Below are 26,597 nucleotides of genomic sequence, written 5' to 3'. Positions count from 1 at the left end.
TTTTCAATTAAGGCAAAGAGGAGGACTTAGACATGACGGGATATGACATCAGGGAGGTGCTGCCGGAGGTGTTCCGGATTCCGGTGCCTCTGGAGGGCAATCCACTCAAAGAGTTAAACAGTTATCTGTTCCGGGGCAGCAGGGAGACGAAGCAGCGCAATCTGCTGGTGGATACCGGATTTCGGACAGAAGGCTGCAAAAAAGCGCTCCTTAAGGGACTGGGGCAGCTCGGTGTATCCATGGAGGATACGGATATTCTGCTGACACATCTTCATGCAGATCACAGTGGAAATGCTCCGGAGCTGATCCGGCCGGGCGGAAGGGTATATATCAGCCGGGAGGATTACCGGTTTATGGACGGAACATTGCAGGAGCACCGTTCGGAACGGTTCCGGGAAAACGGAATTGAGGAATCACTTTTGCAGGCGATGCTGGCCTGTACGCCGTCCAGAACCATGGCAGCGCCGCTCTCCTTCCGGGATTATACGCTGCTGGAGGAAGGAGATATGATCTTAGCAGGGCGGTACACACTGAGGGCCATCTGGACACCGGGACATACACCAGGGCATTTCTGCTTTGAAGTCTGCGGTACCGGTGCCATGCTTCTGGGGGATCATGTGCTGTTTGACATTACGCCCAATATCACAGACTGGTGGGATGTGCCGGACTCCCTGGGCAATTATTTAAGGAGCCTGGACAAGCTGGATGCCTATCCGGTTACCCTGACGCTTCCGGGACACCGGGAAGCAGGGGATATGAAGCTCAGGATCCGTCAGCTGAAGGAGCATCATAAGAAGCGTCTGGCAGACTGTCTTAGAATTGTCCGTGAATTGCAGCATGATCCGGTGAAGAAGCCCTGCCTTTATGATATTACGGGCTGCATGAAATGGAAGATCCACTGTGATGGCTGGGATGATTTTCCGCCGGCCCAGCGCTGGTTTGCCCTGGGTGAATGCTTTGCGCATCTGGACCATCTGAAACAGGAAGGACTGATCCGGGAGGTCTGCGGGGAGCATGGCGTGCATTATGAACCTGTTGAGAAATAAAAAGATCCGGTAAAAAACTTTTAAAAGCCTCTTTTTTTTGCTACACTGTTACCAGTAACAAAGAAAAGAGGTTTTTATGTTATATCAGATTACGGATGGTACCGTTTCGGTGGGCGGACATGTGATTTTGTCCCATGTAGATTTTGAGATAAAGGGAAATGAAAAGATTGCCCTGGTGGGGCGAAATGGCGCAGGAAAGACCACGCTTTTAAAGCTGATCGCAGGAGAGCTTTCTCTGGACCGGGACGACAGGCGCCAGGGAGCAGGTGTGACGTCTTCTCGTCGGCTGACCGTGGGAATGTTAAAGCAGCAGGCTTTTTCGGACCGGGAACAGACCGTGGAGAAGATTCTTCTGGCGGCATGCCCGTTTCGCGATACCTTTGCGCGGGAACGGTTTGAATATGAGCAGGAGTATGACCGGATCTTTACCGGCTTTGGCTTTGCAAGGGCTGACAAGCAAAAAAAGATTGGAGATTTTTCCGGAGGTGAGCAGACGAAGATCGCGCTGATCCGTCTGCTTCTGGAAAAACCGGATATTTTACTGTTAGATGAGCCGACCAACCATCTGGATATTGCCACGATTCAGTGGCTGGAGCAGTATCTGAAGTGGTATGAGCATGCAGTGGTGCTGGTGTCTCATGACCGCTTCTTTCTGGACCAGGTAGCGGAGGCTGTTGTGGAGGTTTCAGATGGAAAACTGACCCGGTACGCGGGCAATTACAGCGAATACCGCACCGAAAAGCGAAAGCGGATCGAGCGGCAGCAAAAGGCCTGGGAACGCCGGAAGGAGGAAGAAGACCGGTTAAACGGCGTGATCGAGCGGTTCCGGCACAAGCCGACAAAGGCCTCCTTTGCGCGGGCCAAGAAAAAGCAGCTGGAGCGCATGGAGCGGGTAGAAAAACCGGTGGAAGATGATGTCCATCTGTTTACCGGCAATATCGAACCGCTGATCCCGGGCAGCAAGTGGGTGTTTGAGGCAGAGCATCTGAAAATCGGTTATGACCGGCCCCTTTTAGAGATTACCCTGCGGATCCGGAGAGGGCAGAAGCTTGGTATTCTGGGAGCCAACGGAGCCGGAAAAAGTACATTTTTAAAGACGGTGGCCGGACTTTTGCAGCCGTTTCAGGAGAAGGACAGATCGGTCGAACGACGATGTGTGCTGGGGAATAACATTACCATCGGATATTTTGACCAGCATTCTGCGGAAATTCAGTCAGATAAGTCTGTGGCAGAGCATTTCCACGACCTGTTCCCGGCTCTGACGGAAAAAGAGGTGAGAAATATCCTGGGGATGTATCTGTTCACGGGCAAGCTGGCATCCCGGCGGGTGAGTGATTTATCCGGCGGCGAAAAGGCAAGGCTTGTGCTGGCAGAGCTTTTGCAGAGCCGACCAAATTTCCTGGTCTTAGATGAGCCGACCAACCATATGGATGTGCAGGCGAAGGAAACACTGGAATCGGCCTTTCAGGCTTATCAGGGAACCATTCTGTTTGTATCCCACGACCGGTATTTTATCCGCCAGGTGGCACAGAGCGTGCTGATCTTTGAAGAGACCGGTCCGATGTATTACCCATTCGGGTATGAGCATTATCTGGAAAAAAGGCAGAAGGCGGAGGCGTACGGCGAGGAACTCTCTGCCCAGGTGAAAGCAGAGGACGCGGCTCTTTTAGAGGGGATGCGGACTGTGCCGAAGGCGGAGCGCCACCGGCTTCGGGAATTCTCAACGGAAGAAGCATATGCGGACTGGAAGCTGCGGCTGGTTTACGAAAAGCTGGAGCCGGAGGAACTGGAATATGGACGGCTGGAGGCGGAGTACCGTGGGCTGCTGGCTGAGTGGAAAATGTCGGAGGCATACTGGACGCTGGAACAGGGAATTCCTGACGCGGTGGCAGCTGCGAAAGCCCGGCAGGATGAGGCCTTTAGACGGTGGCATGAACAGTGCATGGCATGGCTAGGGGTGTATGAAGAAGTACACGGTGAGACAGATTTGAATGTGTGAGGGACTGCAGAAAAAGCAGCAGGATAAAACAGAAGATTTCAGGAGGATACAGGATGGATACAGAGATGATACGTGCGCGCCTTGCAGGCTGTCAGAAGCTTTTGATCGGACTGGGCGAGGAGTGGAAATGGAAACGCGGTGATGAAGCGCAGGAGGCGCAGCTGCGGGCGGCTTATGCAAATCTGTATGAGCTGGTGAAGGATAAGGATTATTTTATCATCACCATGGCCACAGACGCGCTGATTTTTGACACAAAGCTCGGAAGCGGGACTGAGACTGCGGTGACAGAAAAAATCCAGATGGAGGAGGTCTCCTGCCCGGCAGCGGATGAGCAGACCCAGGTTCTTATGGACCGTCTGTTCCCGGTACAGGAAAGGCCGAAGGACAAACGGATCCAGAGGATTGTAGCGCCCTGCGGCAACGAGACCTGGAAACAGTGCTCTGCGGGATGCACCAAAGACATCTGGGAACCGGATGAAATTCCGTCCGGTATCTGCCCGCACTGCGGTGCGCCGCTGACCGGGAATACGATCGAGGCGCATCCGTACATTGAGGAAGGGTATCTCCCGCAGTGGAACCATTATACCCAGTGGCTGGCCGGAACCTTCCGCAAGGATCTGGTGATCCTGGAGCTGGGCGTGGGCTTTGCAAATCCCGGCGTGATCCGATTCCCGTTCGAGAAGACTGCATTTTTTCATCAGGACTCGTTGCTTTTGCGGGTGAACCAGACCTTCCCGCAGACAACCGAAGAACTGAAGGACCGGGCACGGGGAGTGCATAAAAATTCAGTAGACTGGATGATAAAAAGTGATTATAATGTAGAATAAAAAAGAATCTGATAACCAGTAACTGCATGGAGGACACCAATGATTGCGATAATTGACTACGATGCCGGAAATATTCGAAGTGTGGAAAAAGCGCTGATCGCTCTGGGTGAGCAGCCGGTTGTGACGAGAGACAAAGACGCCATTCTTGCTGCAGATAAGCTGATCCTGCCGGGCGTGGGCGCCTTTGGAGACGCCATGGAGCGCCTGCACCAGTACGGCCTGGTGGATGTGATCCGGGAGGCAGTCAAGAACGGTACGCCGCTTCTTGGGATTTGTCTTGGACTGCAGCTGTTATTTGAGCGCAGTGATGAGAGCGACGGAGTGAAGGGACTTGGTATCTTAAAGGGCCAGATCTTAAAGATTCCGGACAGTCCGTGTCTGAAGATCCCGCATATGGGATGGAATTCCCTGGAGATAAAACCGGATACAAGGCTGTTTGCGGGAATCTCCAATGGAGCCTATGTATATTTTGTACATTCTTATTATTTAAAAGCAGAGGATCCAAAAATCGTGGCGGCCACCACGGAGTACAGCACTCATATTCATGCTGCAGTAGAGCAGGGCAATGTGTTTGCCTGCCAGTTCCACCCGGAAAAGAGCAGTGAGGTGGGACTTCAGATCTTGAAAAATTTCATCAGCCTGTAGCGGATAGGGCAGTTTGGAGGAGCATATGTTTACAAAGAGAATCATTCCCTGCCTGGATGTTCACAATGGCCGGGTAGTAAAAGGTGTTAATTTTGTAAATCTGCGGGATGCAGGTGATCCGGTGGAGATTGCGGCAGCATATGATAAGGCCGGTGCCGATGAACTGGTATTTCTGGATATTACGGCATCTTCCGATGCGCGAGAGACTGTGGTGGATATGGTACGCCGGGTGGCAGAAACCGTGTTTATTCCGTTTACTGTGGGCGGAGGCATCCGCACCGTGGAGGACTTCCGACGCCTTCTCCGTGAGGGTGCGGATAAGATTTCCATCAATTCTTCTGCCATCAATACGCCGGAGCTGATCAGTGATGCAGCAGACAAGTTTGGCCGTCAGTGTGTAGTCGTGGCCATTGATGCGCGACGGCGGGAAGATGGCTCCGGCTGGAATGTATACAAGAACGGCGGACGCATTGACACCGGCCTGGATGCGGTCGAGTGGGCCATGAAGGCAGACTCCCTGGGAGCCGGCGAGATCCTGCTTACCAGCATGGACTGCGATGGAACCAAGGCAGGTTACGATAATGAACTGACCTCCCTGATTGCGGAACATGTTTCGGTTCCGGTCATTGCTTCCGGCGGTGCGGGAACGAAAGAGCATTTTTATGATGCCCTGACGAAAGGAAAAGCGGATGCGGCATTGGCTGCATCTCTGTTCCATTATAAAGAACTGGAAATCCGCGATCTGAAAGCATACCTGCGGGAGCGGGGCATTTCCGTGCGGTTGTAAGGAAGAAACGCGTTTAGCAGCACGAAAAAAATGATGTTGTCAGAAAGTGCTTGGCAGCATCGAAAGAAATACAGATGAGAAAACCTGCTTTTGTGGAAGGCAGGAAAGAAACATCGAAAGGTGGAGGATGGAATAATGGGTGCCATCGCAAATGACTGGCTTGCCCCGTTAAGTGGGGAATTTAAAAAGCCATATTATAAGAAACTGTACGAGACGGTAAAGCATGAATATGAGACCAGACAGGTCTTTCCGGATCCAAACGATATTTTTAATGCGTTTGAATTTACCCCGTTATCTGAGGTAAAAGTGGTGATTCTGGGGCAGGATCCCTACCATAATGTTGGGCAGGCGCACGGGCTTTGCTTCTCGGTGAAGCCAGATGTGGAGATCCCGCCGTCCCTGGTGAATATTTACCAGGAGCTTCACGATGATCTGGGTTGTTACATACCAAACAATGGTTATCTGGTGAAATGGGCGAAGCAGGGTGTCATGATGTTAAACACCGTACTGACCGTGCGGGCACATGCAGCAAACTCCCATCACGGGATCGGCTGGGAAGAGTTTACGGATGCCGCCATCAAGATTTTAAATGAGCAGGACCGGCCAATCGTCTTTATTCTTTGGGGACGTCCGGCGCAGGCGAAAAAGGCGATGCTGAACAATCCGAAGCATCTGATCTTGGAGGCACCGCATCCGAGTCCGCTTTCTGCGTACCGGGGATTTTTTGGCAGCAGGCCATTCAGCAAGACCAATGCATTTTTGGAGGAGCATGGACTTAGTCCGATCGACTGGCAGATTGAAAATGTGGAGAAATAATGGTTTAAAGTCCGAGACTGCAGACAGTCCTGTTTGGCAGAAACGGGGCAGGATGCAGCGAAAAGACAAATAGAAATGAGGCAGAAATATGGATTTTATTGAATTTTTAAAGGTTCTGGTGCTTGGCATCGTGGAAGGCTTTACCGAATGGCTTCCGATCAGCAGCACCGGACACATGATTCTGGTGGACGAGATCATCCACTTAAATGTAACCGAGGCATTTATGTCGATGTTCCGCGTGGTGATCCAGCTTGGTGCGATCCTGGCGGTTGTGGTTTTGTATTTCAGGCGGCTGAATCCGTTTGATCCGGGAAAGACAAAAGCGCAGAAGATCGGAACGGTCAGACTGTGGATGAAGATCATCGTAGCCTGTGTGCCGGCTGCTGTGTTTGGACTTTTGCTGGATGACTGGATGGACGCGCATCTCTATAACGGTTATGTGGTAGCTGCTACGCTGATCATTTACGGTGTGCTGTTTATCATACTGGAGAATCACAATCAGTATACGGATTTTCCAATCCAGCGTACCAGCCAGATTTCTTACCAGACTGCACTGTTTATCGGACTTTTCCAGGTACTTTCCCTGGTTCCGGGAACTTCCCGCTCTGGTTCTACCATCTTAGGAGCTATGATCTTAGGATGCTCCCGCAGTGCGGCCGCAGAATTTTCCTTCTTTTTGGGAATTCCGGTCATGTTTGGTGCAAGCCTGTTAAAACTGGTGAAGTTTGGGTTCCATTTTACCGGACTGGAGCTGTTTTACCTGATCGCCGGTATGGTGATCGCGTTTGTAGTATCCGTGTATTCCATCAAATTCCTGATGGGTTACATCAGAAAAAACAACTTTAAGGTATTTGGTTATTACCGGATCGTGCTGGGCGTCATCGTGCTGTTCTATTTCGGGGTAACTGCATTTCTTGGATAATGGAGGAATCGATGAACCGATTTGGAATACAGAGACCACTTTCAAAAAACAAATGCTTTTTGATCCTGTCCCTGCTTCCGGCATATTTTATTGTGGCCGGACTGTTTATGCAGCCCATAGATGAGATTTTTCGGGGCATTGTGGAGATCATACGGGAGCCGGACTTTCTGATCACGGATTATTTCGTGATCGGAGGAGTCGGTGCGGCTTTTATCAATGCCGGTGTGCTGACGCTGATTTGTATCGGGATCATGTATGCACTGGATATGAATTTTGACGGACATACCATTACATCAACCTGCCTGATGTTCGGCTTTTCCCTGTTTGGAAAAAACCTGCTGAACATCTGGATGATCTTGCTTGGTGTATTTCTCTATGCAAAATACCATAAGACTACAGTAAAACGATACCTTTACGTGGGCTTTTATGGGACAAGCCTGTCTCCGATCGTGAGCCAGGTCATGCATATTGTGAATCTGCCGCTGCCTTTGAGATTTCTTCTTTGTGCAGCTACCGGTATCATCATTGGGTTCGTGTTGCCGCCTCTTAGTACCCATGTCCATTACTCCCACAAGGGATATTCCCTTTACAACGTGGGATTTGCAGGGGGAATCATTGCGACGGTGATCGTGTCGGTCCTGAAATCCTTTGGCGTCACCATTGAGTCCCGCCTGATCTGGTTTACCGGACAGAACCAGACCTTTATCATTTTGCTGTCGATCCTGTTTGGTGCCATGATCCTCTACGGCATTGTGACTGATCCGATGGCGTTGGAAGATTATCGCAGCATCCTGCGGTCCTACGGACTGGGAGGAACCGACTACTATGAGTCTGAGGGTGGTGCCGCTGTTATGATCAACATGGGTGTGAATGGTCTGGCGTCGATGCTGTTTGTTGTCATGGTAGGTGCGGACCTAAACGGTCCGACCATTGGCGGTATTTTTACGGTGGTCGGCTTTAGTGCGACCGGTAAGCATCTGCGCAATATTCTTCCGGTCATGGCCGGAGTGCTGATTGCCAGCGAGGCAAAAAGCTGGAACATCACCGACCCATCGGCGATCCTTGCACTGCTTCTTTCTACCACCCTGGCACCGATCGCCGGGGAGTTTGGAATCATCGCCGGTGTGATCGCAGGATTTTTACATTCCTCCGTAGCACTGAATGTGGGAATCGTATATGGAGGTATGAATCTTTATAACAACGGATTCGCAGGCGGCCTTGTGGCTATGTTCCTGGTTCCGGTGATCCAGTCGATCCGCGACCGGAGGGCGCGGGCACGGGGCGGACTGTCGCTGTAACAGCGTATTGTTTATTTTCAGAAGGTCAGCCGCATCTGATACCACGTCACATTGCCGTGCACGGATGCGGAAACACCTTCATTTTGAAAGCCGAATCTGGCGTAATAATGGATCAGTTTGTCTTTGCAGGTAAGTACCAGCCCTTTGCGGCCCTGGTCTCTGGCGTCGGCAATGGCGCGTCGGATGAGTTCTCCGGCATAACCATGATTGCGGTATTGCGGAATGGTGTTTACACCGAAAATCATCTGCCAGGCACCTTTTTCATCGTGCAGATCGGCACACTCATACATTTCATCGGTGAGGTCGGCGGCATCTGTCACCATACCGTCTACAAAAGCAATTAGTTTGTCCTCATCGAACATCAGCCAGAAATGGTTGGCGTAGTGGGAGAGACGTTTGGCAAATTCAGCGCGGGTAGCTGCTTCTGCTGCAGGAAAGCATTCGGATTCGACTGCTGTGACTGCGTCAAGATCGTTCATGGATGCGGTTCTGATCAACATGGGAAAATCCTCCTGAATTTTATGAAAAATGTGAAAAATCCAGTATTCAGACAAAGCGTAACAACTAGCCTGAATACTGGATTTTTAAATAATGCGTCTGATAGGAATCGAACCTACGCACGCGGCTCCGGAGGCCACTGCTCTATCCACTGAGCTACAGACGCATCTCTATCATGATACTATACTTTTTTCTAATTTGCAAGGGGATTTGTTGATTTTTTATTCCTCATTTGATATGATGTTAGTACTGATTGGAGGTCCTATTTTATGAAAGATAACTGGAATTCTTTTGGGAAAAAAGATACAGATACAGAGAAAAAGGCATTGCTTCCGGTTCTGGTTGTTCCGCTCGTAGTCATTGTACTCATGATCATCATTGTGCTTGCAGACTACGGGAAAAAGCGGGCAGCAGAACCGGCAGCAGCGACGGAAACGGTGGAAACAGAACCGTCAGAAACAGAGACAATGGCTGCAGAGCCGGAGAGCGATTCTACGGAGTTAGACACTGCGGATGAGTCTGCAGCAGAAGAGGAAACTTCCGGGGATGAAAACGGAGATCCTTATGCGACAGAGACCCTGATGCACGACAGTGTTCCGGAAGTACTGGATCTGATGAAAAAATACTTTGCAGCACGGGCCAGTGCGGATGCGGATACCATGAATGAGATTTATGGTATCTCTGGTCTTTCCTTTACGGAGCTGGAGCACGAGAAAACCCGCCTGCGCAGCAATTCCAAGTATGTGCAGGAGTTTGACAATATTACAACCTATGTGCGCGATGGCGCGACGGCAGACAGCTGGCTGGTCTATGCACTGGCAGATATTAAGTTTCATTCCGTAAAAACTGCGGCACCTATGATTATGTGGTGCTACGTGGAGAAAGACAGTGAGGGCAATTACCATATCATCCAGGATGAAAACCTTTCGGAAGAGGTTCTGCAGCTGATCGATGTTTCCAATCACTCGGAAGAGGTGAGAAAGCTTGCTTCCAGTGTGAATGTGAAATTGAAAGAAGCGTTGAATTCAGACGAGGATTTAAACAGCGTTTACGGTGTGCTGCGTGACGGCTCTCCGGTTTACGACAATGGGGACGAGCCGGAGGTAGTGATTGGAGACGGGGAAACCTCTGAGAGCGGGGAAGATGGTGCAGCAGCTTCTTCGGAATCGAGTGAAGGAAGCGTGCAGGAGACAGGTGCAGAAACAGCCGTGGAAACAACCGCAGGTTCCGAGGTAAGCATCGGTGCGGAGTCTGGTGACAGCACAGCAGCGGATACCGCAAATTAGAATGAAAGATAAGCAAAGCAAGAGCAAGGCGTAAAGCAAGAGCAAGGCACAAAGCGAGAGCAAAGAGCCAGGCAAGAAAAAACAAACAAAAAGTGAAGAAAAGAAAGAAGATAAGATAAATGGAAACCATGAATGTAAAAGACTTTGATTTTGACCTCCCACAGGAGCTGATCGCCCAGGATCCGCTGGAGGATCGTTCTGCCTCCAGACTCCTGGTGCTGGACAAGAACACCGGAGAGATGGAGCACCGCCATTTCCGTGACATTACGGAGTATTTAAGACCGGGTGACTGTCTGGTCATCAACAACACCAAGGTAATCCCGGCGCGTCTGTTTGGCGTGAAGGAGGATACACAGGCGAAAATCGAGGTGCTTTTGTTAAAGCGCCGTGAGAACGATATCTGGGAGACTCTGGTAAAGCCGGGCAAAAAGTGCAAGCCGGGCACGGTGATCGTGTTTGGCGAAGGTCTGTTAAAGGGTACCGTCATCGATGTTGTGGAGGAGGGCAACCGCCTGATCCAGTTTTCTTATGAGGGCATTTTTGAGGAAATCCTGGACCAGTTAGGACAGATGCCGCTTCCGCCATACATTACCCATCAGTTAAAGGATAAGAACCGTTATCAGACCGTGTACGCGGAGCATGACGGCTCTGCTGCTGCGCCGACCGCAGGTCTGCATTTTACGAAGGAGCTGCTCGCGCAGATCGAGGCAATGGGCGTGAAAATTGCCCATGTAACGCTGCACGTTGGTCTTGGCACGTTCCGTCCGGTTAAGGTGGAGAATGTGCTGGAGCACCACATGCACTCGGAGTTTTATATGGTAGAAGAATCCGAGGCGAAGAAGATCAACGACACGAAAGCAGCGGGCGGACGCGTGATCTGCGTTGGTACGACCAGCTGCCGTACCATCGAGTCTGCAGCCGGGGAAGATGGAATCTTAAAGGCTGGAAGCGGCTGGACGGAGATTTTTATTTACCCGGGTTATAAATTCAAGATCCTGGATTGCCTGATTACAAACTTCCATCTGCCGGAGTCGACTCTGGTGATGCTGGTTTCTGCGCTGGCAGGACGGGAACATATTCTGAATGCGTATAACGAAGCAATTAAGGAACGGTACCGTTTCTTTAGTTTTGGGGATGCCATGTTCATCCACGACTAAGGACGCGGGGAAGCAATACAGGCTATCTCCATGGTTTGGGGATAGCCATTTTCGGCTTATAAAAGGAGCCGGTGCATGATAAAAGAGACCTGTGCAAAAAAGGGATTGAAAAAGCCTGTGCATGCAAAGAAACCTGTGCAGAAGGTACGGAAAGGGTTACTGTATACTGTTTGGGCAACGCGTGAACAGTAACCGGAAAGGAAGCAAACATGGAAGAAATCCGTTTAAACAAATATTTGAGTGAGCAGGGAATCTGCTCCCGCCGTGAGGCAGACCGCCTGATCGAGGCAGGAAAGGTGACCATCAACGGCCGGAAGGCCCAGATGGGAGAAAAAGTAACAGGTCAGGAAGTGATCGTCTGTGATGGAAAGCCGGTTGGAAAGGCGGCGGGCGGCAAAAAAGTAAAACCGGTGCTTCTGGTTGTGAATAAGCCGCGTGGAGTGGTATGCACCACTTCCGATAAGGACCGTGCGATGAACGTTGTGGATCTGATCCAGTATCCGGCGCGTGTGTATCCGGTGGGACGTCTGGATAAGGATTCCGAGGGACTTCTCCTTATGACGAATCAGGGAGAACTGGCTAACGAGATCATGCATGCAGGCAATTTCCATGAGAAAGAGTATCTGGTCACGGTAGATCAGCCGTTCAATGCCGCATTTTTAAAGAAGATGCGTGAGGGTGTGGAATTAAAGGAGCTTGGAGTGACCACAAGACCATGTCAGGTGGAAGCAACCGGCTTGAAATCGTTTAAGATCATCCTGACACAGGGATTAAACCGCCAGATCCGCCGCATGTGCGCGGAGCTCGGCTACCGTGTGGTGACTTTAAAGCGGATCCGTATCATGAACATTCATCTGGGCAAATTAAATACTGGGGATTTCCGCCGGGTAACACTGCAGGAGATGGAAGAATTGGAATGGCAGTTGGAGCAGGCGCGTCTGGAGCGTGAGGAACTTCTGGAAGGCGGAGACGAGTAGAAAATGAATCCAAGACAGGAAAATGGCAGGTGACGAGAATGGATCAGAGAAAGAATGATGATAAGATCATGCGCATGAAAGAGCTGCACCGGCAGCTTTTGGCGGCATCCAGGGCGTACTACCAGGAGAGCCGCGAGATCATGAGCAATTTTGAATATGACCGGCTGTATGATGAATTGCTGCAGTTGGAAAAGGAAACTGGCATGGTATTGGCCGGAAGCCCGACCCAGAAGGTAGGTTATGAAGTATTGAGCGAACTTCCGAAGGAGGCGCACGAGGCACCGATGCTTTCTTTGGATAAGACAAAAGAAGTTCCGGTTCTTCAGGAGTGGCTGGGAACCCAGAAGGGACTTTTATCCTGGAAGCTGGATGGTCTGACCATTGTTCTGACATATGAGGGCGGTGAGCTGGTGAAAGCAGTCACCCGCGGCAATGGCGAGATCGGTGAGGTCATCACCAACAATGCGAAGGTATTTTCCAATGTGCCGCTTCGGATCCCGTATCAGGGACAGCTGATCCTTCGCGGGGAGGCAATCATCAAATATTCGGACTTTGCACGCATCAATGAAGAAATCGAGGATGTGGATGCGAAGTACAAGAACCCGAGAAACTTATGCAGCGGCTCTGTGCGTCAGTTAAACAATGAGATCACGGCGAAGCGGAATGTGAATTTTGAGGCATTCATGCTGGTGCGGGCGGTAAATCCGGCGGATACGCAGGCACCAGATGCAGCAAATGCAGATGGCGTGGATGCAATTGTGGACGATGGAACAGATCATGGTCGTTTCCACAATTCCCGCAAAGAGCAGTTCGAGTGGCTGAAGACACAGGGCTTTGATGTGGTGGAATACAAGGAAGTGACGGCTGCCACACTGCCGGATGCAGTGGCAGAATTTGCCGAGGCAATCCAGAGCTATGATATCCCCTCTGACGGTCTGGTACTTCTGATGGATGACATTGCCTACGGCGATGCGCTTGGCCGCACAGCAAAATTCCCGCGCAATTCCATTGCTTTTAAATGGGCGGATGAAATCCGCGAGACCACGCTTCGGGAGATTGAATGGAGTGCATCCCGGACCGGTCTGATCAACCCGGTGGCGATTTTTGATCCGGTGGAACTTGAGGGGACCACGGTAAGCCGGGCCAGCGTCCACAACATCAGCATCATGGAAGCGATGGAGCTGGGGGTAGGTGATACCATTACGGTATATAAGGCGAACATGATCATTCCGCAGATTGCCGAGAATTTAACTCGCAGCGGAACGATTGTGATTCCGAAGATCTGCCCGGTCTGCGGCGGCGAGACCCAGATCCGCCAGATGAATGATGTAAAATCCTTATATTGCACGAATCCGGACTGCCAGGCAAAGAAGATCAAGAGTTTTTCTCTGCTGGTGAGCCGTGACGCGTTAAACATTGACGGCCTTTCCGAGGCAACCCTGGAGAAGTTTATTGCAGCTGGGTTCATCCACAGCTATGCCGATATCTTTCATCTGGACCGCCATCGTGAGGCGATTGTTTCGATGGAGGGCTTTGGCGAAAAGTCCTACGAGAATCTGATGGCAGCCGTGAAAAAGGCTTCCCACACCAATCTGGTCCGTGTGGTTTACGGCATTGGTGTGGCAGGCATTGGGCTGGCGAATGCGAAGATGCTGTGCCGGTCTTTCGACTATGATTTCGAACGGATGCGCCATGCCACGGAGGAAGAACTGACTGCGGTTGATGGAATCGGCGCAGTTTTAGCCGATGCGTGGATCGCATACTTCGCATCTGAGAAAAACGCAAAGCTGGTGGATGATCTGCTTGCAGAGCTTACCATAGAGAAAGTTTCGGAAAATACAGAGGCAGCGGTATTTGCGGGGATGACTTTTGTCATCACCGGAACGGTAGAGCATTTTGCAAACCGGAAGGAACTGCAGGCGGCCATTGAGGCACGCGGCGGAAAAGCGACCGGTTCGGTCACCGCAAAGACTACGTATCTGATCAACAATGATGTGACTTCGAATTCGTCAAAAAATAAAAAAGCAAAAGAACTGGGGATCCCGATCATTTCCGAGCAGGATTTCCTGAACATGATGGGGGAAGAAAACAATGCCGATTAAAGTACAAAATGATCTGCCGGCCAGAGCCATTCTGGAATCGGAAAATATATTCGTGATGGACGAGAACCGTGCGATGAGTCAGGATATCCGTCCGCTTCAGATCCTGATCTTAAACCTGATGCCGATCAAGGAGGATACGGAAACCCAGCTTCTCCGGGCACTTTCCAATACACCCCTGCAGGTGGACTGCACCTTTTTGATGCTTTCCACGCACGTTTCCAAGAATACCTCGGCCAGTCATCTGAATAAATTCTATGTGACGTTCGATGAGATCCGCCGTCAGAAATTTGATGGTATGATCATCACCGGGGCACCGGTAGAAAATATGGAGTTTGAGGAAGTCAATTACTGGGACGAGCTGACGAAGATCATGGAGTGGAGCAAGACCCACGTGCATTCCACCCTTCATATCTGCTGGGGAGCGCAGGCAGGTTTATATTACCATTACGGCATTCCGAAATACAAAAGAGAAAAGAAATTAGCAGGAATCTACCGGCACAAGATCTTAAACCGCAAGATCCCGTTAGTCCGCAGCATGGACGATTACGTGATGGCGCCGCATTCCCGCTATACTGAGGTGCGCCGGAAAGACATAGAAAAGCATCCGGAGCTGACGATTGCGGCAGAGTCCCCGGAGGCCGGTATTTTCTTGGTACTTAACAATACCGGAAGCCAGATCTTTGTGCAGGGGCATCCGGAATATGACCGTATGACCTTAAATAACGAGTATCACCGTGATTTAAAGAAGGGACTGCATCCGGAACTTCCATGCAACTATTATGAGGACAATGATCCGTTCAATATTCCGGTCCTGTCCTGGAGAAATGCCTCGAATACCCTGTATGCAAACTGGCTGAACTTCTATGTATACCAGACAACCGATTATATTCTGACAACGGATGAAGAGTAAAGACAGCAGTTCACCGGCAGGAATTTTCGGAAGGGAAGATTCCATGTGATATCGTTTGGGGAGCAGATGTAAGGCTTTTGTGGCTTTGGGTAGAACGCTCATTTCGAAGGCATGGAGCCGAACCATACAATCCGGTGCGGAAGAACCGGATCTGCGCGACCATGATCCTGCATGTGCTTGGATTTGGGGAGCTGATCGGGCGTCAGGACTCGGAGGCAGCATTTACCATTTATGAAGAACTGGCAGGAACAGAGTATAAATAGGAGATAAAACAATATGAAAACACAGATGGAGAACCACTACCCGGTCGTGATCCTGGCTTCGGCTTCTCCGCGCCGCCTGGAGCTTTTGCGTCAGGCGGGCATAGAGCCGGTGGTAGAGCCGAGCCATGTCACGGAGGTGATCCGCAGCACAAAGCCGGATGAGGTCGTGATGGAGCTTTCCAGGCAGAAAGCAGAAGACATTGCTTTCAGACATACCGGTGAGAATGCTGTGGTGATTGGCGCGGACACGGTGGTGGCATTTGACGGAAACATCCTCGGAAAACCGAAGGATGAGGCAGATGCCATCCACATGATCTCATCCTTTCAGGGGAAAATCCACCAGGTATACACAGGCGTGACCCTGGTATTTTGTGGAAAACCGGGAGAAAATCCAAGCGAGCAGTGGAAAACCATAACCTTTGCGGAAAAGACCGATGTACATGTATGCCCAATGACAATGGAGCAGATCAAAGCATATGTCAGAACCGGGGAATCTATGGATAAGGCCGGGGCCTACGGAATTCAGGGACGTTTTGCGGTCTGGGTAGAAGGAATCCGGGGAGACTATAATAATGTGGTCGGGCTTCCACTGGGGCGCGTCTGCCGGACACTGCTTGAAAATATAGCAACACAGGAATGACATCAGGAGAATCTATGATCAAGAAAAAAGATTTTTTGAAAGAATATAACATTGAAAAAGAAACCTTGAAAAAGACAGGGATGAAGTGGGAAGAGCTGAATTCCATTTACGACAGCTACTGCCGCATTGAGCCGCAGTTAAAGAAGATCGGCAAGGATTTCGTTAACGATTATCTGTATGACATTGAGAAAGCAGGGATTCACTCTTACCGCTATCGGACCAAAAAGGCAGGGCATCTGCTGGAGAAGATCATCCGCAAAAAGAGCGAGCAGACGGACCAGTACAAATATATCAACCGGAAGAACTACTATAAGTATATGACGGATCTGATCGGAATCCGTGTCTTCTTCCTTTACCGGGAGGACTGGATCCATTTTCATAATTACATTACTTCGGTATTTGAGAATGATCCGGCCAATTATATTGAGGACCGGCTTCTGGACTTCGATGATGACCCGGACCATTACTACATCGCAGAACGGCCGAAGGTCTACCGCAGAACCGGTGATACCCGGATTTACGATAAAAAACTGATCGACATCAAGTCAGACGGCATTTACCGTTCCCTGCATTATATCATCAAGTACAAGGGCTACTATGTAGAGATCCAGGGCAGAACCCTGTTTGAGGAGGGATGGAGCGAGATCGATCACGATATCGTGTATCCGTATTACCAGAACGATGAAATGCTTTCCGATTTCTCCACACTGTTAAACCGTCTGGCCGGCATGGCAGACGAGATGAGTTCGTATTTCCGCCGCATCAAGCAGCAGCGTCAGGAACAGCTGGAAAGCGAGCATGCGGAGAAGGAAGTGCAGAAGAAGGCGGCTGCCAAAAAAACGGAATCGTAGGATTCAACAAGATCGCACAGTAGCGAACGAGGGGCGAAAGCTCCCGTAGCCGCCAGGCCTGGCGGCTGTGGGAACTTTCGCCCCTTTGACTTACTGTGCGATCTTGTTATTGATGTTTACGCGTTGCGAAAACGTTTCACCGCCTTAAAATATGTGCGTAGAGCAGCAAAATTCCGTAGCAAGAAGAGAGCAGCAGAATCTGGAGTGCGGTCTTAAAAAAGAGCGGCATGCTTCCGGAAACTTCCGGCAGCAAGCCGGACAGGGCATAATGGATGCCGGTTGCCAGAAATAACAAAAGAGCCGGTTTTAAGATCATATCCCAGGCGCTCCAGGTAAAGGCTACCCGCTTTTTCAGGGAGTACAGGTGCATCAGTGCCAGAAATATTTCACTGGCGAGCATTCCGCAGAGATAGCCATAGATTCCGAGGCGGGGAATCGCGGTCAGCACAAAGAACAGACGCAGAAGCATGGATGCAGTGTTTTGCAGAAAGGTAATCCTCGTACAGCCAAGTCCGTTTAAGATGCTGCCCATGGTCGTTGCGAGGTAGAGAAACGGACACAGCCAGGCAAGAATCTGCATATAGCGTCCTGCGTCCTCATTTTTAAAGACGCTGTCGCCGAGCGGAATGCCAAACAGCACAAAGATCCCAATGCAGAGGATGCCCATGTAGAGACTGTAGCGCAGGGCCATGGCGACACTTTGGGCGATGCTTTCTGCCTTCCCCTCTGCCTGGTCTTTCGCTACACTGGGGAGAAGGAGCACGGCAATGGAATTGGTGATGGCAGAGGGAAAGAGGATAAAGGGCAGGGCCATACCGGTCAGGACGCCGTAAACAGAAAATGCCCCGGCATCGCTTAGTCCGTATTGCTGGAGACGGTTAGGAATCCAGACTGCTTCGGCTCCGGCCAGCAGGTTTAGAACCAGGCGATTGCCCATAAGCGGCAGGGCAAGGGCCATGAGCGGGATGAGGCAGGAATCGGAAAGTAGAGTGGTATCCTGCGCAGTAGATGGAGTTGTGAACACGGAGTGTGCTTTTTCTGCCGGAGATGCAGACCGGGACGCGGAGGGAGTTGTCTGTACCGGAGCTTGGGACACGGAACCGGAGTTTTTTCGTATCCGCGGCTGCGGCGGAAACAGAAGCAGGCACAGGAAATTAAAAGAGGCGGCCCCGATCTCCCCGATCAGATGACCGTAAACAGCCAGGCGCACGGTAATCTCCTGACCGGCCGCGGTGCGCTCTGCAGCGATCAGAAAGACCAGAGTCATCCGGACGATCTGCTCTGCAACTTGAGAAAATGCCGGTACTCTGGATTTCTGGGCACCGTAGCAGTAGCCATTGGCGCAGGCATGGAAGGAGGCGAAGGGCAGGGAAAGCCCCATGACCGGAAGATAGGGGCTGCAGCGCGGCTCCATGAGGATGCGCTTGGCAATCCAGTCCGGATAACGGCAGATGAGAAAGGCCAGAAAGCCGGAGAGCAGCATGGAAACGCTAAGACCGGTGCGGAAAACACACTGCTCTTTTCCTTCGTGGGCAGCTATGTACTGGGAAAGCGCAGTTTGGATCGCGCCGCCGCAAAGCGCAAAGCAGATCCCGTAGACGGGATGAACCATGTTGTAGATGCCGAGTCCTTCGGCACCGATCGTGCGGGATAAAAAAATACGGTAGAAAAAGCCCAGAAGCCGGCAAAGAAACCCTGCTGCGGTAAGCAGCAGGGTGCCGGTGAGAAAGGCGCGTTTTTTTTCGGAAAGACCGGAATAAAAAGACATAAAGGCAACCCCCGGCCGGAAATCTTATTACAGGATATGTAAGTCCTGCGATAATCAGAACCGGGAACGGGGCTGCCTTTTTGGAAGATCGGATCAGAACCGGGGATCTGGTCGGGGTTCGTTTAGTTTTTTACATACCGCTCAACCAGAAGTCCGCTGTGGTAAGCCATGAGAAGCTGCTCCAGATCTGCAATCTTTTCGCGGAGCACGGCACCGGTGTCGGTATCGCCTACCAGCTTTCTGCGGTCTGCGTGGCGGACGATGACGCTGTCGGAATGAATGTCAATCTCGCGCTCAATGGCTGCTTCCGTAGATTCAAACGGCTCTAAGGCAGACAAGATCAGACCATAGGAGTTGTAGGTTAAGGTATATCCGGCAATGCCGGTCTCTTTCTGGTATGCCTTAGAGAAGCCGCCGTCGATGACCAGGATCTTGCCGCCGCATTTGACCGGGCTTTCGCCGTTTTTCGAGCGGACCGGGACGTGACCGTTGATGATGTGGCTGCCGGTCTCCGGAAGACCGAATTCGGTCAGAATGTGGTTCACCACGGTTTCATTTTCCAGATACTTGTAATACGGGTTTTTCTTTTCTGCATGGGTCTCTTTTTCGGCCAGGAAGTAGCGCTCAAAGGTAGCCATCTTATCCTTGCCAAAGAGTGGTGAGTCCTTATTCAGCCAGATGTACCACATGATGTCGCGGCCAAGGCGTTTTTCACGATCGGAAACTCCCATGAAAGCTTTGCGGATATAGCTTTCCAGAACATCGTAGAGTGCTCTGCCGTGGAAGTAGGAGCCGTTGATCTCTACTTCCTGGAAGGTTCCGTCCGGATTTAACGGGATGCAGCCGTGGTAGAGCAGGTTTCCATTGTAAATTTTGTAGAGGCTTCCCTTGGCGAGCAGGAATTTGACATGCTGCTGGAGTTTTTCACAGTTTAAAAACGCTTTGATCAAACGATCCATGATATCAGCCTCAATCGGGGTGTAAGCATATGGATCCTTCGGGTCGATGGTAGGGAAGTTGTTGTCTAACAGGGTGTAGGTGTGCGGGGTCAGATTCCCCTTTTCGTCCGGCATATCCAGGGTGATGGTGCCATGCTCGTAGTCGATGCGGTGCAGCAGGTTGCGGTGCTCCATGTGGTATTCCGGATGAGCTTTGATGAGCTGTCCTTCTGCCTTAAACTGGATGATGGAGATGGCCTTGTGCATTTTTAAGTTGACTTCCACTTCGTACTGGTTCAATTCATTGGAGCCTTTTAATTTAAAGCAGGTACACGGATCGTCGCTGTAGGTGTTTAAGGCAAACGTAGCAAGCGGCAGCAGGTTGATGCCGTAGCCATCCTCCAGAATGTCCAGATTTCCGTAGCGGGCACAGATACGGATCACGTTGGCAATGCAGCCTGGCTGACCGGCGGCAGCACCCATCCACAAGACGTCGTGGTTGCCCCACTGGATATCTACGGAATGGTAACTCATGAGCTTGTCCATGATCTTGTGCGGCCCCGGGCCACGGTCGAAGATATCCCCCACAATATGTAAGTGGTCAATGACCAGACGCTGGATCAGCTGGCTCATGGCAATGATGCATTCCCGGCCGCGGCCGACATGAATGATCGTGTTGACGATCGCATTGTAATAAGAGGCTTTGTCCACGCTGTCATCTTTCTCGGTGATCAGCTCCTCCAGAATGTAGGCGAAATCCGGCGGCATGGCCTTGCGTACCTTGGAACGAGTGTATTTGCTGGCAGCCCGCTTGCAGATCTCGATGAGGCGGTACAGGGTGATGCGGAACCATTCATCTTTGTCTTCCGTAACCTTTAAGATCTGGTCCATTTTTTCTCTTGGGTAGTAGATCAGTGTGGCAAGGGTCCGTTTGTCTTTGTGGGACAGGGTATTTCCGAATACTTCATTGACCTTGCGGCGCACGGATCCGGAACCGTTCTTCAGCACATGGGCGAAAGCTTCGTCCTCTCCGTGGATATCGGTCAGAAAATGCTCCGTTCCTTTGGGCAGGTTTAAGATTGCCTCCATGTTGATGACTTCGGTAGAAGCGGCTGCGATCGTGGGATACAGATCCGCGAGACGTTCTAAATAACGGATTTCCGGATAATTCATAAAAACCCTCCTTGTGAAAGAACATATTATATAGTAGATTATATCATAGATAAGGGAAAAAGCCGAAAAAGGGATTGTACTTTTTCGGAAAATCGAGAAAAATTTTCATAAATTCATTAATTCCTATTGAAATACTATGAAATAAATACTATAATAAGCCTGTCATAAAGACAGTCTGGCTGGCATAGCTCCCAGCTGGAATTTTATGTATATTTTCCAGAAAGGTGGATTTATATAATGAAGAAAACAATCTATTTGGATAATGCGGCAACAACCAAGACCAGACCGGAAGTCGTAGAGGCTATGCTTCCGTATTTTACCGAATTTTACGGAAACCCGTCCTCGATCTACAGCTTCTCCGACGAGCCGAAGAAGGCAGTCGCAGCAGGACGTGAGGCAATCGCAAAATCAATCGGTGCGAAGACCAACGAGCTGTACTTCACCGGCGGCGGCAGCGAGTCCGACAACTGGGCATTAAAGGCAACCGCAGAGGCATACAAGAGCAAAGGCAACCACATCATCACCAGCAAGATCGAGCATCATGCAATCCTGCATACCTGTGAGTGGCTGGAGCAGCACGGCTATGAGGTTACTTATATCGATGTAGACGAGAACGGTGTATTAAAGCTCGATGAGTTAAAGAAGGCCATCCGCCCGACCACCATCCTCATTTCTGTTATGTTTGCAAACAACGAGATCGGAACCATCCAGCCGATCAAAGAGATCGGTCAGATCGCAAAAGAGCACGGTATCCTGTTCCACACCGATGCGGTTCAGGCATACGGACATGTGCCGATCAATGTTGACGAGTTAAACATCGACATGATGAGTGCCAGCGGTCACAAGATCAACGGACCGAAGGGAATCGGTTTCCTCTACATCCGTACCGGTGTGAAGATCCGTTCCTTCATCCATGGCGGTGCACAGGAGCGCAAACGCCGTGCAGGTACCGAGAACGTTCCGGGCATCGTAGGCTTTGGCAAGGCAGCTGAGATCGCTGCAGCAAACATGGAAGAGCGTTCCAAGTACGAGAGCGAGCTGCGTGATTACCTGATGGACCGTGTCATTGCGGAGATTCCGTATGCACGCATCAACGGCGGCCGTGAGAACCGTCTTCCGAACAACGCAAACTTCTCCTTCCAGTTTATCGAGGGTGAGTCCATGCTGATCATGCTGGATGATAAGGGCATCTGCGGTTCCAGTGGTTCTGCATGTACCTCCGGTTCCCTGGATCCGTCCCATGTGCTCTTAGCCATCGGACTTCCTCACGAGATCGCTCACGGTTCCCTGCGTTTAACCTTAAGCGAGGAGACCACCAAAGAGGATATCGATTACACCGTAGAGAGCTTAAAGGCAATCGTCAGCAGACTGCGCAGCATGTCCCCGCTGTATGAGGATTTCGTAAAGCACCAGGCAAAATAAACAAAGACCTGTTTTAAAAACAAACGTATTAGCCAGACAAAAAGGCCGTGACCATAAGAAACCCGGTCCGGCTTTAGAAAAGGAGATAAAACATATGTATTCAGATAAAGTAATGGATCATTTCCAGCATCCGAGAAATGTAGGCGAGATTGAGAATGCCAGCGGTGTCGGCACCGTCGGCAACGCAAAGTGCGGCGATATCATGAGAATCTACTTAGACATCGACGACAACGGCGTGATCCGTGACTGTAAGTTCAAAACCTTCGGCTGCGGCGCTGCAGTAGCAACCAGCAGCATGGCAACCGAGATGGTAAAAGGAAAAACCATCCAGGAAGCACTGGAAGTAACCAACAAGGCCGTTATGGAGGCCCTGGACGGACTTCCGCCAGTTAAGGTACACTGTTCTTTACTGGCAGAGGAAGCCATTCATGCAGCTCTGTGGGATTACGCTGAGAAGAACGGCATCAAGATCGAAGGATTAGAGAAGCCGAAGAACGATATCAGCGAAGGCGAAGAGGACGAAGAATATTGATCCAGGCAGAAAACAAAAAGAAAGTAGTAGTAGGAATGTCAGGCGGCGTCGATTCATCGGTTGCCGCCTGGCTTTTAAAACAGCAGGGGTACGATGTGATTGGCGTTACCATGCAGATCTGGCAGGATGAGGAAGAGACCGCGCAGCAGGAAAACGGAGGCTGTTGTGGTCTTTCTGCCGTTGATGACGCAAGACGCGTGGCATGGCAGTTAGAGATCCCCTACTATGTCATGAACTTTAAAAAAGAGTTCAAGGACAATGTCATGGACTATTTTGTGGACGAGTATTTATGCGGACGGACTCCGAACCCCTGCATCGCCTGCAACCGCTATGTCAAGTGGGAGTCCCTGTTAAAGAGAAGTCTTGATATCGGTGCGGACTACATTGCGACCGGTCATTACGCGAGAGTGGAGCAGCTGCCAAACGGCAGATATGCGCTGAAAAAGTCCGCAACTGCGGCGAAGGACCAGACCTACGCCCTGTACAACCTGACTCAGGAGCAGCTTTCCCATACGCTGATGCCGGTGGGCGAGTATACCAAGGACCAGATCCGTAAGATGGCTGAGGACATTGGTCTGCAGGTGGCGCACAAGGCAGACAGCCAGGAAATCTGTTTTATCCCGGATCATGATTATGCGGGATTTATTGAGCGCGAAGCAGAGAACGTGCCGGGACCGGGCGATTTTGTGACGGCAGACGGTACCGTGATCGGCCGTCATGAGGGCATCACCCATTACACGATCGGCCAGAGAAAGGGCTTAAACCTTGCTATGGGACATCCGGTATTTGTAATGGAGATCCGCCCGGAGACGAATGAGGTCGTCATCGGCGGGGCAAACGATGTGTTTACCGATACGCTGGTCTGCAACAAGTTAAACTGGATGGCGATCGACGGTCTGCACGGTGAGCCGATGGAGGTCAGTGCCAAGATCCGCTACAGTCACAAAGGCGCTCCCTGTGTCATCGAGGAGATCGGAGAGAATCTGGTACAGTGCCATTTCTCAGAACCGGTCCGTGCCGTGACACCGGGGCAGGCAGTGGTATTCTATGATGGCGATTATGTAGTAGGCGGAGGAACGATCATCCGATGAGAAAGAAAACATTTGTATTTGCCATGGCGGCAGCTGCAGCTTTGATGACAGCAGGCTGCCAGTCAAAATATGAGAAAGTAGAAGTGCCGGGGAATGCGGCAGAAGCACCGGAGACTGCCGGGAAAAACCAGGCAGCGGACGGGGTAAATCCACAGTCAGACGGCAAAAACCAACAGAAAGGCGGAGCAGACAGTGCTGGACTTGCAGCAGATGGTGAAGCCGGAAACAAAAATCAGCAGGCGGAGGTCAGCGTGAACAAGGCAGAGCTGACCACAGAGTCTGCGCCTTCCATGGAAGCACGGGATGAGACTGTGTATGTGAAGGCAACCACATTGAACCTGCGTGTTGCTCCGGAGCCGGGCGCAGAAGTTGTGGCAGCACCGGTAAACGGAACACAGCTGAAACGGACCGGTGACAATGGAAACTGGAGTCAGGTGGAATATCAGGGTAAGACCTGTTATGCCGCATCTGCTTATCTGAGTACAGAGCAGCCAGAAGAACAGTCTGCTGCTTTGGCACAGCCGGCAGGAAATTCTGGTTCGGCAATGTCTTCTGATTCCGCAGCTTCTTCCGGATCGGCAGCATCCGTTCAGAATGCCGGTGAAGTGGGGCTGAACATGGATTGGAAATACGCTTCCCTGTCTAAGATCAACAGCGGAAAAGCGGTGTTGTACCGCTCCGAATCTGCTTCCCGCAAGAACAAAGTGGTCTGCGTCAATGCAGGACACGGAACAAACGGCGGCAGCAGTGTGAAGACCCAGTGCCACCCGGACGGAACCCCGAAGGTGACCAGCGGCACCACAAGTGCCGGTGCGACCACCGCGGTGGCAGTATCCGGCGGCATGACCTTTGCGGATGGAACCCCGGAGGCGAAGGTGACCCTGGCGATGGCGAAAGTATTGAAGGATAAGCTTCTGGCAAAAGGGTACGATGTCTTAATGATCCGCGAGAGCGATGATGTCCAGTTAGACAACATAGCCCGCACAGTTATGGCAAACAATCTGGCAGACTGTCACATAGCCCTTCACTGGGATTCCACGAAGAGCAACAAAGGCGCGTTTTACATGAGTGTGCCGAATGTGGCTTCCTACCGTGCCATGGAGCCGGTGGCATCGCACTGGAAACAGCACAATGCGTTGGGGGAGAGCCTGGTTGCCGGTCTGAAAAGTGCCGGTGTGAAGATTTTTTCCGGCGGCAGCATGGAGATGGACCTGACCCAGACTTCGTATTCTACGGTTCCGTCCATCGATATTGAGCTGGGGGACGGTGCTTCCGACCATTCCGCAGCAACGCTCGATCAGCTTGGAAATGGTCTTGTCGCAGGATTAGACCAGTATTTCGGGAACTGAACATAAGAATAACAGGTAAAATTACACAAAAATTGTGAAAATCAGCAGAAAAAGCGAAGAAAATGAATTTCTCTATAGCTTTTCTGCTGATTTTGTATTATACTGGCATCGTTGCACATGTCTTTCTGGGAAAGATATTTGTACGCGATTGTAAAAACAGAATCGTTTTTTGTGCAGCGAGTATGAGGGAAAGGAATCAAAACAATGAATCTTCAGTGGGATTGGGATTATCTGCTTGATACAATGAAAAAACTGATCGAAACACCAAGTCCGGTCAGCTACTTTGAACAGGTAAATCCGCTGATGGAGCAGCTTGCTGCTTCACTTGGGTATGAGGTGGAGTATGACCGCAAGCACACGGTTTACATTAAGGTACCGGGAAAAGACCGTACCAGAACTGTATGCGTCGGCGCTCACTTGGATACCCTCGGCCTTATGGTCAAACACATCGATAACGATGGAATGCTCCGTGTGAGAAATTTGGGCGGCATCAACTTTAACAGCATCGAAGGAGAAACGGTTACCGTATATGCAAGAAACGGAAAAACCTATACCGGTCTTGTGGCATGCCAGTCACATTCTGTTCATGTATTCGACGATGCAAAAACATTAGAGCGTAATGAGAACACCATGATCGTAATTCTGGATGAGAATGTACATTCCGCAGAGGAAGTACGTGCCCTGGGGATTGAGAATGGCGATATCCTGTCGATCGAGCCGCATTTTACCGTAACGGAGAAAGGGTTCATCAAATCACGCTTTATTGATGACAAAGCCTGTGTAGCCTGCAGTCTGGTTATGTTAAAGCTTTTAAAAGACCAGAACCTGACACCGCTTTGCGATACCTGGTTCGCGTTCCCGCATTACGAGGAGATCGGACATGGCGGCTCTTTTGTGCCGGAGTGTGTAAGCGAGTACCTGGCACTGGATATTGCCGTGATCGGACCAGACCACAATGGCCGGGAAGACCGCGTCAGCATCTGTGTGAAAGACAACTTCTCCCCGTATGACAGAGAAGTTACGGATCGTCTGGTAAGACTGGCAGCAGCCAATGAGTTAAACTACGCACCGGATGTATTTTACCGTTATGGCACCGACGGCGGCGCAGCAGTGCGCGCAGGAAACAACCTTGTTGCAGGCGCATTCGGCATGGGAACCTTCTGCTCCCACGGCATGGAGCGTACCCACCTGGACGGTGTGAAGAACACTGCAAAGCTTCTGGCAGCTTACCTGTTGGAAGAATAAAAAACGATGCCTGTGAAACACACAGGAACGAAAGGGAAAAGAAAAAAGGAGTACA

General features: G+C 50.8%; 24 protein-coding genes and 1 tRNA gene. 21 read left to right on the top strand and 4 right to left on the bottom strand.

Annotated elements, in window-relative coordinates; genetic code table 11:
* The first annotated feature begins 32 nt into the window (after positions 1–32).
* The 8 genes from DXB18_RS04640 (at position 33) to DXB18_RS04605 (ending at position 8,340) form a co-directional block, all read left to right on the top strand.
* Positions 33–1,046, top strand: a complete 1,014-nt coding sequence (locus DXB18_RS04640; RefSeq protein ID WP_118706273.1) for an MBL fold metallo-hydrolase — start codon at positions 33–35, stop codon at positions 1,044–1,046.
* A gap of 76 nt (positions 1,047–1,122) precedes the next feature.
* Positions 1,123–3,045: an ABC-F family ATP-binding cassette domain-containing protein gene (locus DXB18_RS04635; protein WP_118541793.1), complete on the top strand. Its 1,923-nt coding sequence runs from the start codon at positions 1,123–1,125 to the stop codon at positions 3,043–3,045.
* A 53-nt stretch (positions 3,046–3,098) separates the two neighbouring features.
* A complete protein-coding gene (locus DXB18_RS04630; protein ID WP_118706271.1) occupies positions 3,099–3,872 on the top strand; it encodes a hypothetical protein in 774 nt (257 codons plus the stop codon).
* 39 nt (positions 3,873–3,911) lie between these two features.
* Entirely contained in the window at positions 3,912–4,517 is a 606-nt protein-coding gene (gene hisH, locus DXB18_RS04625; RefSeq protein ID WP_118706269.1) for an imidazole glycerol phosphate synthase subunit HisH, read from the top strand.
* A 25-nt stretch (positions 4,518–4,542) separates the two neighbouring features.
* A complete protein-coding gene (gene hisF, locus DXB18_RS04620) occupies positions 4,543–5,304 on the top strand; it encodes an imidazole glycerol phosphate synthase subunit HisF (protein ID WP_118706267.1) in 762 nt (253 codons plus the stop codon).
* 135 nt (positions 5,305–5,439) lie between these two features.
* The gene (locus DXB18_RS04615) at positions 5,440–6,120 is read left to right on the top strand and encodes a uracil-DNA glycosylase (RefSeq protein WP_118706265.1); all 681 of its coding nucleotides are present in this window, start codon (positions 5,440–5,442) and stop codon (positions 6,118–6,120) included.
* 88 nt (positions 6,121–6,208) lie between these two features.
* Positions 6,209–7,042 (top strand): undecaprenyl-diphosphate phosphatase, encoded by an 834-nt coding sequence (locus DXB18_RS04610; protein ID WP_118541803.1) that lies wholly within the window; start codon positions 6,209–6,211, stop codon positions 7,040–7,042.
* An 11-nt stretch (positions 7,043–7,053) separates the two neighbouring features.
* Entirely contained in the window at positions 7,054–8,340 is a 1,287-nt protein-coding gene (locus DXB18_RS04605) for a DUF1576 domain-containing protein (protein WP_118706263.1), read from the top strand.
* A 17-nt stretch (positions 8,341–8,357) separates the two neighbouring features.
* On the opposite strand, the gene DXB18_RS04600 is transcribed toward DXB18_RS04605, so the two are convergent.
* Together DXB18_RS04600 and DXB18_RS04595 are read right to left on the bottom strand one after the other, a co-directional pair.
* Positions 8,358–8,840, bottom strand: a complete 483-nt coding sequence (locus DXB18_RS04600; RefSeq protein ID WP_118541807.1) for a GNAT family N-acetyltransferase — start codon at positions 8,838–8,840, stop codon at positions 8,358–8,360.
* 92 nt (positions 8,841–8,932) lie between these two features.
* Positions 8,933–9,004 (bottom strand) — tRNA-Arg (locus DXB18_RS04595).
* A 103-nt stretch (positions 9,005–9,107) separates the two neighbouring features.
* Here DXB18_RS04595 and DXB18_RS04590 point away from each other — a divergent pair.
* The 8 genes from DXB18_RS04590 (at position 9,108) to DXB18_RS04560 (ending at position 17,024) form a co-directional block, all read left to right on the top strand.
* Positions 9,108–10,124, top strand: coding sequence for a hypothetical protein (locus tag DXB18_RS04590; RefSeq protein WP_118541809.1), 1,017 nt, complete (start codon positions 9,108–9,110; stop codon positions 10,122–10,124).
* Between the two features lie 128 nt (positions 10,125–10,252).
* Entirely contained in the window at positions 10,253–11,281 is a 1,029-nt protein-coding gene (queA, locus tag DXB18_RS04585; RefSeq protein ID WP_118706317.1) for a tRNA preQ1(34) S-adenosylmethionine ribosyltransferase-isomerase QueA, read from the top strand.
* A gap of 209 nt (positions 11,282–11,490) precedes the next feature.
* Positions 11,491–12,258, top strand: coding sequence for a pseudouridine synthase (locus DXB18_RS04580; protein ID WP_118706261.1), 768 nt, complete (start codon positions 11,491–11,493; stop codon positions 12,256–12,258).
* A 38-nt stretch (positions 12,259–12,296) separates the two neighbouring features.
* The gene (gene ligA / locus DXB18_RS04575) at positions 12,297–14,360 is read left to right on the top strand and encodes an NAD-dependent DNA ligase LigA (RefSeq protein WP_118706259.1); all 2,064 of its coding nucleotides are present in this window, start codon (positions 12,297–12,299) and stop codon (positions 14,358–14,360) included.
* Positions 14,350–15,270: a homoserine O-succinyltransferase gene (metA, locus tag DXB18_RS04570; protein ID WP_118541815.1), complete on the top strand. Its 921-nt coding sequence runs from the start codon at positions 14,350–14,352 to the stop codon at positions 15,268–15,270. The genes ligA and metA overlap by 11 nt, the downstream gene beginning before the upstream one ends.
* 77 nt (positions 15,271–15,347) lie before the next feature.
* Entirely contained in the window at positions 15,348–15,533 is a 186-nt protein-coding gene (locus DXB18_RS16040) for a hypothetical protein (protein WP_147355221.1), read from the top strand.
* Positions 15,534–15,546: 13 nt separating this feature from the next.
* A complete protein-coding gene (locus tag DXB18_RS04565; protein ID WP_243103156.1) occupies positions 15,547–16,173 on the top strand; it encodes a Maf family protein in 627 nt (208 codons plus the stop codon).
* Positions 16,174–16,187: 14 nt separating this feature from the next.
* Positions 16,188–17,024, top strand: a complete 837-nt coding sequence (locus DXB18_RS04560) for a GTP pyrophosphokinase (protein WP_118706257.1) — start codon at positions 16,188–16,190, stop codon at positions 17,022–17,024.
* A 136-nt stretch (positions 17,025–17,160) separates the two neighbouring features.
* Here the strand turns inward: DXB18_RS04560 and DXB18_RS04555 are convergent, their stop codons facing one another.
* Entirely contained in the window at positions 17,161–18,792 is a 1,632-nt protein-coding gene (locus tag DXB18_RS04555) for an oligosaccharide flippase family protein (RefSeq protein WP_118706255.1), read from the bottom strand.
* A gap of 122 nt (positions 18,793–18,914) precedes the next feature.
* Positions 18,915–20,903 (bottom strand): fructose-1,6-bisphosphatase, encoded by a 1,989-nt coding sequence (locus DXB18_RS04550; protein WP_118541820.1) that lies wholly within the window; start codon positions 20,901–20,903, stop codon positions 18,915–18,917.
* Positions 20,904–21,140: 237 nt separating this feature from the next.
* Here DXB18_RS04550 and nifS point away from each other — a divergent pair, with 237 nt between their 5' ends.
* The 5 genes from nifS (at position 21,141) to DXB18_RS04525 (ending at position 26,542) form a co-directional block, all read left to right on the top strand.
* Positions 21,141–22,325 (top strand): cysteine desulfurase NifS, encoded by a 1,185-nt coding sequence (gene nifS / locus DXB18_RS04545; protein ID WP_118541822.1) that lies wholly within the window; start codon positions 21,141–21,143, stop codon positions 22,323–22,325.
* A 94-nt stretch (positions 22,326–22,419) separates the two neighbouring features.
* Entirely contained in the window at positions 22,420–22,857 is a 438-nt protein-coding gene (gene nifU, locus DXB18_RS04540) for a Fe-S cluster assembly scaffold protein NifU (protein ID WP_118706253.1), read from the top strand.
* A complete protein-coding gene (mnmA, locus tag DXB18_RS04535) occupies positions 22,854–23,948 on the top strand; it encodes a tRNA 2-thiouridine(34) synthase MnmA (protein ID WP_347560851.1) in 1,095 nt (364 codons plus the stop codon). Before nifU ends, mnmA begins: the two co-directional genes overlap by 4 nt.
* On the top strand, positions 23,945–25,297 hold the full coding sequence (locus DXB18_RS04530; RefSeq protein WP_182430473.1) for an N-acetylmuramoyl-L-alanine amidase: 1,353 nt from the start codon (positions 23,945–23,947) through the stop codon (positions 25,295–25,297). The genes mnmA and DXB18_RS04530 overlap by 4 nt, the downstream gene beginning before the upstream one ends.
* Before the next feature lie 204 nt (positions 25,298–25,501).
* Positions 25,502–26,542 (top strand): M42 family metallopeptidase, encoded by a 1,041-nt coding sequence (locus tag DXB18_RS04525; RefSeq protein WP_118706251.1) that lies wholly within the window; start codon positions 25,502–25,504, stop codon positions 26,540–26,542.
* Positions 26,543–26,597: the final 55 nt, after the last annotated feature.

This window comes from Clostridium sp. OM02-18AC, from assembly GCF_003481825.1.
Taxonomy (GTDB): domain Bacteria; phylum Bacillota; class Clostridia; order Lachnospirales; family Lachnospiraceae; genus Brotaphodocola.
This window is presented reverse-complemented; position numbering and strand designations above follow the sequence as displayed.